This is a genomic window from Ramlibacter sp. (assembly GCF_028292805.1).
GTDB lineage: Bacteria > Pseudomonadota > Gammaproteobacteria > Burkholderiales > Burkholderiaceae_C > Ramlibacter.
Window position 1 is genome coordinate 1 of sequence record NZ_JAQGLS010000037.1, and the last position, 7616, is coordinate 7616.

The following is a 7616-nucleotide window of genomic DNA, read 5'->3' on the forward strand; positions in this document are numbered from 1 at the left end:
ACGCACGCGTCGCTGCCGCACACCGGCATCGACCCGGTGGCGGCGGTTCTCACCCTCGGGCAACAGCTGCAAAGCCTGGTGCCGCGGGTGATCTCCTCGACCGAGCGGGCCCTGCTGGCGGTGACGCAGATTCAGGGCTCGGGCGCGCCCAACGTGATCCCCGACGATGCCTGGGTTGGCGGCACGGTCCGCACGTTCTCGGTGGAGGCCACCGACAGGATCGAAGCCGGCCTGCGCCAGATCGCCCAGGGCGTGGCCCAGGCCCATGGCTGCCAGGCCGAGATCGCCTTCCGCCGCGCCTCGCCCCCGGTGGTGAACCACCAAGCGGAGGCGCGCTTTGCCGCCAAGGTGATGCGCGACGTGGTCGGCGCCGACCGGGTCGACGAGAACTTCCCGGCGGTGATGGGCGCGGAAGACTTCGCCCACATGCTGCGCGCGCGCCCCGGCTGCTATGCCTTCATCGGCAATGGCGACGGCGGCCACCGGCTGGCGGACCATGGGCCCGGTCCTTGCATCATCCACAACACGTCGTTCGACTTCAACGACGAGATCATTCCGATCGGCGCCAGCTACTTCGTGCGGCTGGCGCAACAATGGCTGGCACAACCCTGAGGATCGCTGCAATGACCTTTCCCCGTTTCCGCAACCTCGCCCTGGCGGCGGCCCTCGCGGCCGGCGTCACCGCGCCCGCCATGGCCCAGCGCGTGATCCGCATGGTGGTGCCGTTCGGCCCCGGCGCCGTGCAGGACACCATCGCGCGCACCTTCAACGCGGAACTCGGGCAGGCGCTGGGCGCCACCGTGGTGGTGGAGAACCGACCCGGCGCCGGCGGCACCGTCGGCACGGCGCAGGTGGCCAGGGCCACCGACAACAACACGCTGGTGCTGGCGGCCGCCAGCCACACGCTGGCCGGGCACCTGTACAGCAAGCTGGCCTACGACCCGGTCAAGGATTTCACCGGCGTCGCCTACATCGGCAACTCCGGCTATGCGATCGCCGCGCCGGCCAACCTGGGCGTGAACAACCTGGCGGACTACGTCAAGCTGCTCAAGACCAGGCCGGGCCAGAACAACTACGCCTCGGCCGGCAACGGCAGCGCCACCCACATGGGCATGGCCTACTTCCTGGCTAAGGCGGGCGTGGAGATGCAGCACGTGCCGATGAAGTCGACCGGCGACGCCGTCAACGAAGTGCTGGCCGGCCGCGTGCAAGGCGTGACGTCGTCGCTGGTGGGCATCACCGGCTTCAAGGGCGACCCGCGCATCAAGATCCTGGCCTACACCGGCGACAGGCGTTCCAAGTTCATGCCCGAGTTGCCGACGGTGGCCGAGGCCGGCGTGCCGGGCTACAAGTTCGACTCGTGGATCGGCGTGCTGGCGCCTTCCACCCTGCCGAAGGCGGAAGCGGAAAAGCTCAACGCCGCCATCAACAAGGTGCTGGCCGAGCCGGCGGTGCAGGAACGCCTGGCCCGGCTGGGCGTGGAGTCGGGCGCGATGTCGGTGGATGCCTTCCAGCAACTGCTGCGGGCCGACTACGAAGCGGCCGGCGTGCTGGTGAAGGCGGCGGGCGCGCGGGTCGAATAGAGCCGCGTCGTCCCCGCGCAGGCGGGAGCCGAAGCTTTCCGGGAACAGCGGCCGCGAGGCCGCTTTTTCTATGCGCCGTCGGTGCATGCCCCGGCGGCCGGCCCCGCTCCTGCTCACTTGTCATCCCCAAGCCCGGGTGACAAGTCACCACCCTCGGTCGAGGAACCGGACCGCGTGGTCCGGCGGCGGCACCGGGCAGCTCTCGCAGTGTCCGAGGATCGCGTAGCGGTTGCGGGCCACCAGGCGGTAGGCGGCGGCCCGCAGCGGCGCGGGGATCAGCCACCCCGGCCGGGTCGCGCGCCACGGCCAGCCGAGCGCATGCAGAACCCGCAGGATGGCCCGGTGTGTTGCCCGCTGCGTTCACCGTCCACCAGCAGCAATGTCTGCAAAGCCATCGGGACGCAGCCCCGCCTCGACCAGCAGCCGACGGCCCACCGCGCCCTGGATGGAGGCGAACTGGACGAGCGCGTGGCGGTCGTGCTTCAACGGCAAGCGGGCCCAGTGGCTGCACAGCGGGCAGTGGGCATCGAACACGACGATCATGGTGGCCTCCAGGCACCCGCCGCGAGATCGCGCCGCACGCGAAAATGCAGGCGGCCGGTGCTCGCTTCCAGGGCGAATCCTCCAGCGCCGGCAAGCCGACGCAAGGGCCAGCGCCGGCGGGCAGGGCGGCGGCCAATGCCAGCGTGGACACGTGAAGCCGTAGCCTGGTTGACGACGACGTGGCAGCTGGACATGCGTTCGAGCCTGGTTCCTGGCCCGGGGATGGCAGCCGGCCCCCGTTGCCCGGCAAACCCGCAAGCGGGTTTGCCGCCAGGACATGCAACACCGACGCACAAAACGAAAGCGGCACGCAGGCCGCTTTCGAAGGGGAAGCCCTGGCTTGCCGCCTGCGCGGGAACGACGGCGGCTAGACCGCCAGCGCCGCAGCGTGCCGCCACGCCCGGCGCAGCACCGCCGGCGAGCGCGATTCCTCCGGGATCAGCAGCAGGCCGCGCGAGCGCATCCAGCTGCCCAGCGCCACGTGGCTGGTCAGCACCGCCAGCGGGATCGCCAGCAGCAGCGGCAGCGCCACCGGCGCCAGCCACAGCAGCGCGCCGACGTCGATGGCGGCGATGCCGGCGGCGTACAGCGCGATCACGCCGGTCATCGGCGCCAGCCGGCCGATGGCGTCGCCCCAGGTGATGCCAGCGGCTTCGCGCGGGGGCGACTTCCACTCCAGCTTCAGGCCGGTCAGCGCGATCAGCACGAAGAACGAGTGCGCCAGCATCCGCACCGGCGATTGCAGCAGTGCCACCAGTGTCTCCAGCATAGCGCTGCCCAGCAGGGCGGCAGTGCCACCAAAGCCGGCCTGGCCACGGCGCAGGAACACGGCCGCCAGTCCCAGCACGCGCGGCATGAACAGCATCGCCAGGGTCCAGGCCCACAGGCTGCGCAGTTCGGCCGGCACGGCCTGCCAGTCCGGCAGCACCTGCGCGCCGGTCATCCACAGCGTGGTGCCGAAGGTCAGGAAGGCCAGCCACAGCGGGGCCGACAGATACGACATGGCGCCGATGGCGAACATGGCGCGGTGCACGCGGTGGATGCCCGGCTCGGCGATCAGGCGCGAGTTCTGCAGGTTGCCCTGGCACCAGCGGCGATCGCGCTGCAGCTCGGACAACAGGTCCGGCGGCTGCTGCTCGTAGCTGCCGACCAGGTCGGACACCAGCCACACGTGGTAGCCGGCGCGGCGCATCAGCGCGGCCTCGACGAAGTCGTGCGACATGATCGGGCCGGCCAGGCCGCCCTCACCCTTGATCGGCGCCAGCGCGCAGTGCTGCATGAAAGGCGCCACGCGCAAGATCGCGTTGTGGCCCCAGTAGTGCGACTCCCCCAGCTGCCAGAACTGCATGCCCAGCGTGAACAGCCGGCCGGTCACGCGCGAGCCGAACTGCTGCGCGCGCGCGTGCAGCGTGGCGTGGCCGACGGCCTGGCTGGCGGTCTGGATGATGCCGGCCTTGGGGTGGGCTTCCATCAGCTTGACCAGCGAGACGATGCAGTCGCCGCTCATCACGCTGTCGGCGTCCAGCACCACCATGTAGCGGTAGTCCTTGCCCCAGCGGCGGCAGAAGTCGGCCACGTTGCCGGCCTTGCGGTGCGTGCGGCGCTCGCGCAGGCGGTAGTACACCTCGATCTGCGGCTGCTCCGGGTGCGCGGCCAGGGTGGTGCGCAGCCCCTCCCAGGCGGCGCGCTCGGCAGCGATGATGCCGGGGTTGTTGCTGTCGGACAGCACGAACACGTCGAACACGGTCGCATGGCCGGTGGCGGCCACCGATTCGCAGGTGGCGCGCAAGCCGGCGAACACCGTGGCCACGTCCTCGTTGCAGATCGGCATGATGATCGCGGTGCGGGCGCTGGCATCGACCGGATGGTCTTGAACCGCGCGCGCCGACACCGAATGGGCATCACCGAACAGCATCACCCAAAAGCCCATCAGCGCGGTGACGAAGCCGGTCACCACCCAGGTCGAGAGGATCGCGAACAGGGCGATCTGGCCCCATTCCAGCCACCCGCTGCCGTAGTCCGGCTGGGCATCGGCGAACAGCCAGCTGGCCACGCCGGTGCTCAGGAGCGTCAGCAACGCGAAGGCCAGGCGGCGGCGGTTGGCCGCCAGTTGCCAGGCTTGGGGCTGTTCGCGCGGCTTGCGCGCGGCGGGCGTGCCGCCAGCCAGCACGGCGTTGGCGGCGCAGAGCAGCGCGGTGCCCACGCTGTTCCAGAAGCCGCGCCAGGGCTGCGCCGGCATCGAGCCGCGATGCACCGGCGGCGTGGTCACGCAGTTCGGGTGCCGCTCCTGGCGCAAGGTGCTGCGGCGAGCCGGCGCCGGCACGGGCTGCATGTCTACTCGGGAAGAATGATGTTGGACCATGTCTCGCTCAGGGTGTGGGTGTCGTGCTGCAGGAAGGCGCGCAACTCGACCGGCTGGGCCGGGTCGATGCGCTGCACGCGCAGGGTCATCCGCCAGCTCTTGGCGGCGGGGTTGAAATAGGCAAGTTGCTCGAGAACCCGGCCGTTGCCGTCGGCGCTGGCCACGGCGCGCACGGCGGCGTCGGGCGGCAAGGCGGCCAGCGCCGGGCCGGCGAAGTCGACGACGAACTGCACCTGGCCGGCGCGCTCGTTGCCGTCCAGCCTGGCGTAGCCGATACCGCGCCGCGATTGCGTCGCCCAGCCGCCGGGGGGGCGCTGCTGCGTGTCGCCTTGCCAAGACAGCTCGTAGGCGAAGGCGAGCGGCACGCCCGGCGCGGGCAGCTGCGCCGGCACCCAGTAGGCGACGATGTTGTCGTGGGTTTCGTCGGGCGTGGGCAGCTGCAGCAGCTCGATGCGGCCCGGGCCCCAGTCGCCCAGCGGCTTGACCCAGGCGCTCGGGCGGCGCTCGTAGCGCGCTTCCACGTCCTCGTAGCTGGCGAAGGCGCGATCGCGCTGCATCAGGCCGAAGCCGCGCAGCTGCTGCACCGCGAACGCGTTGGTGGTGGGCCGCGCCGGGTTCTGCAGCGGGCGCCAGAGCCATTCGTCGCCGCTGGCCACCAGCAGGCCGTCGGAGTCGTGCACTTCCGGGCGGAAGTCGCCGGCGCGCGGCTGGTTCTCGCCAAAGAAGAACATGCTGGTCAGCGGCGCGATGCCCAGCGTGGCGACGGGGCGGTCGGTGGGGCGCAGGAACACGCGGGCATGCACCCGGGTGACGGTCTGCGCGCCGGGCACCAGCTCGAACCGGTAGGCGCCGGTGGCGCGCGCCGACTCCAGCAGCGCGTACAGCGTGATCTGCTTGGCGTCGGCGGCCGGGCGCTCCAGCCAGAACTCGGTAAAGCGCGGAAACTCCTCGCCGCTGCCGCCGACGGTGTCGATCGCCAGCCCGCGCGCCGACAGGCCGTACTGCTGGCCGGCGCCGAGCGCGCGAAAGTAGCTGGCGCCCAGGAAGACGACCAGTTCGTCCTTGTACTGCGGATTGTTCAGCGCGTAATGCACGCGCAGGCCGGCATGGCCCAGGTCGCCCCAGCCTTGCGGCTGCACCGCGTTCTTGCCGAAGTCGTAGTCACCGCTGGCGTAGGGCAGGGCGCGCGCGCCGTCGGCCGTCAGCTCGTGCACCCGCACCGGGGCGCGCTGGTACAGGCCGCGATGGAAGAACATGGTCTCGAACGGCAGCTGGGCGTCGCCCCACAGCGCACGTGCCGGGCGAAAGCGGATGTCGCGGTAAGCGTCGTAGTCGAGTGACTGCAGTTCGGCCGGCAGCGCGTCGGCGGCGGACACCAGCGGCGACTGCGCGCGCTCTTGCGCGATGCGGGCGACATCGTCGAGCCCGAAGCGAAAGCTTCCCTGTGCGCGCGCGGACGGGTGCAGGCTGGCCGCAAGCAGCGCGAGCAAGGTCACCGAGAGCAGTTGCAGGATCCGGAAAAAGGCCTTCATCCCCATCACTAGGGCAAACCCTGTGCCAGGTCTGAGAACTTCTTACGGATCAAGGACTTGCGGTGAAATCCCCTGGTAACTGGAGGTAGACCGACGGGTCAGGGGGCTGGAATCCCCGGTTTTGTCGCCAGGAGGCGACAGGTCTTCCTTCGGACCATGGAAAACCCAATGAAATCAACTACTTGTCGCTGTCGCCGGGAGGCGACAGGTCGCGCTCGCCGGCCTGCGACTGGAAGTGACCGGGGGTCAGCTCGTGCTTTTGCAGCAACCGGTAGAACTCGGTCCGATTGCGGTCGGCCAGCCGCGCGGCGTCGGCCACGTTGCCGTCGGTGAGCTTGAGCAGGCCCACCAGATAGTCGCGCTCGAAGCGCTGCTTGGCGTCGGCATAGGTGAGCACCTGCACCGACGGCACCCGCAGCGCCCGCTGCACCAGCGCCAGCGGCACCAGCGGCGTGGTGGCCAGCGCGCAAACCTGTTCCACCACGTTGTACAGCTGGCGCACGTTGCCCGGCCAGGGCGCGGCCAGCAGCGCCTTGAGTGCTTCCGGCGCGAAGCCGGACAGCCGGCGGCCGTACTTGGCGGCCAGCCGGTGCAGGAAGTGGTTGGCCAGCAGCGGAATGTCCTCGCGCCGCTCGGCCAGTGTCGGCAGCGTCAGCGTCACCACGTTCAGGCGGTAGTACAGGTCTTCGCGGAACTGGCCGGCGGCCATGGCGGCGTCGAGGTCGCGGTGGGTGGCCGAGACGATCCGCACGTCCACCGCATGCGACTGGCTGGAGCCGACCGGCCGCACCGCGCGCTCCTGCAGCACCCGCAGCAGCTTGACCTGCAGCGCCGGCGGCATGTCGCCGATCTCGTCGAGCAGCAAGGTGCCGCCGTCGGCGGCCAGGAACAAGCCCTTGTGGTTGGCCACCGCGTCGGTGAAGGCGCCCTTGACGTGGCCGAACAGCTCCGACTCCAGCAGCGCCTCTGGGATCGCGCCGCAGTTGACGGCGATGAAGGGCCGCGCCGCGCGGGTGCTGGCGCGGTGGATGGCGCGCGCCATCAGCTCCTTGCCGGTGCCGCTGTCGCCGCGCAGCAGCACGCTGGCATCCGAGCGCGCCACCATGCGGGCCTCGGCCAGCAGGTCCGCCATCCGGCTGGAGCGGCTGATGATCTCGGCCCGCCAACTTTCGTCCGCATGCGCGGGCGCCGTCGCCGGCGCGCCCAGCGCCAGGGCCTGGGCGATCTTGTCCAGCAGGTCCTTGCCGTCATAGGGTTTGGTCAGGTACGTGAAGACGCCGCGCGCGGTGGCCTCCACCGCATCGGGGATGGTGCCGTGCGCCGTCAGCAGGATCACCGGCAGCGCCGGATGGCGGCGCCGCACCTCGTCGAACAAGGCCAGGCCGTCCTTGCCCGGCAGCCGCACGTCGCTGATCACCAGCTGCGGCCGCGCCAGGTCCAGCTGCGCCAGCGCCGCCTCGGCGGAGCCCGCGGTGGTCACGCGGTAGCCGGCCGACTGCAGCCGCATCGACAGCAGCCGCAGCATGTCGGCGTCGTCGTCCACGACCAGCACGTGGGTGGCGTTGGCGGCGGCGGGCGTGGCCACGGCGGTCAGGG

The 7616-nt window shown here is 70.8% G+C and carries 6 protein-coding genes; 2 read left to right on the plus strand and 4 right to left on the minus strand.

Translation table 11 applies throughout. From position 1 onward, the window contains the following. A partial coding sequence (locus tag JWP65_RS01920) for a M20/M25/M40 family metallo-hydrolase (RefSeq protein ID WP_299759819.1) occupies nucleotides 1-612 on the plus strand: 612 nt, incomplete at its 5' end. Nucleotides 613-623: 11 nt separating this feature from the next. Next, on the plus strand, nucleotides 624-1583 hold the full coding sequence (locus JWP65_RS01925) for a tripartite tricarboxylate transporter substrate-binding protein (protein ID WP_299759821.1): 960 nt from the start codon (nucleotides 624-626) through the stop codon (nucleotides 1581-1583). Between the two features lie 360 nt (nucleotides 1584-1943). Here the strand turns inward: JWP65_RS01925 and JWP65_RS01930 are convergent, their stop codons facing one another. The 4 genes from JWP65_RS01930 to JWP65_RS01945 form a co-directional block, all read right to left on the minus strand. Further along, nucleotides 1944-2126 carry a DCC1-like thiol-disulfide oxidoreductase family protein gene (locus tag JWP65_RS01930; protein ID WP_299759823.1) on the minus strand — a complete coding sequence of 61 codons (183 nt, stop codon included), beginning with the start codon at nucleotides 2124-2126 and terminating at the stop codon, nucleotides 1944-1946. 367 nt (nucleotides 2127-2493) lie between these two features. After that, complete coding sequence (mdoH, locus tag JWP65_RS01935; RefSeq protein ID WP_299759825.1) at nucleotides 2494-4458, minus strand: glucans biosynthesis glucosyltransferase MdoH; 1965 nt, start codon at nucleotides 4456-4458, stop codon at nucleotides 2494-2496. 2 nt (nucleotides 4459-4460) lie between these two features. Next, nucleotides 4461-6020 (minus strand): glucan biosynthesis protein G, encoded by a 1560-nt coding sequence (locus tag JWP65_RS01940; RefSeq protein WP_299759827.1) that lies wholly within the window; start codon nucleotides 6018-6020, stop codon nucleotides 4461-4463. Nucleotides 6021-6198: 178 nt separating this feature from the next. Next, entirely contained in the window at nucleotides 6199-7545 is a 1347-nt protein-coding gene (locus tag JWP65_RS01945) for a sigma 54-interacting transcriptional regulator (RefSeq protein WP_299759829.1), read from the minus strand. Nucleotides 7546-7616 lie beyond the last annotated feature (71 nt).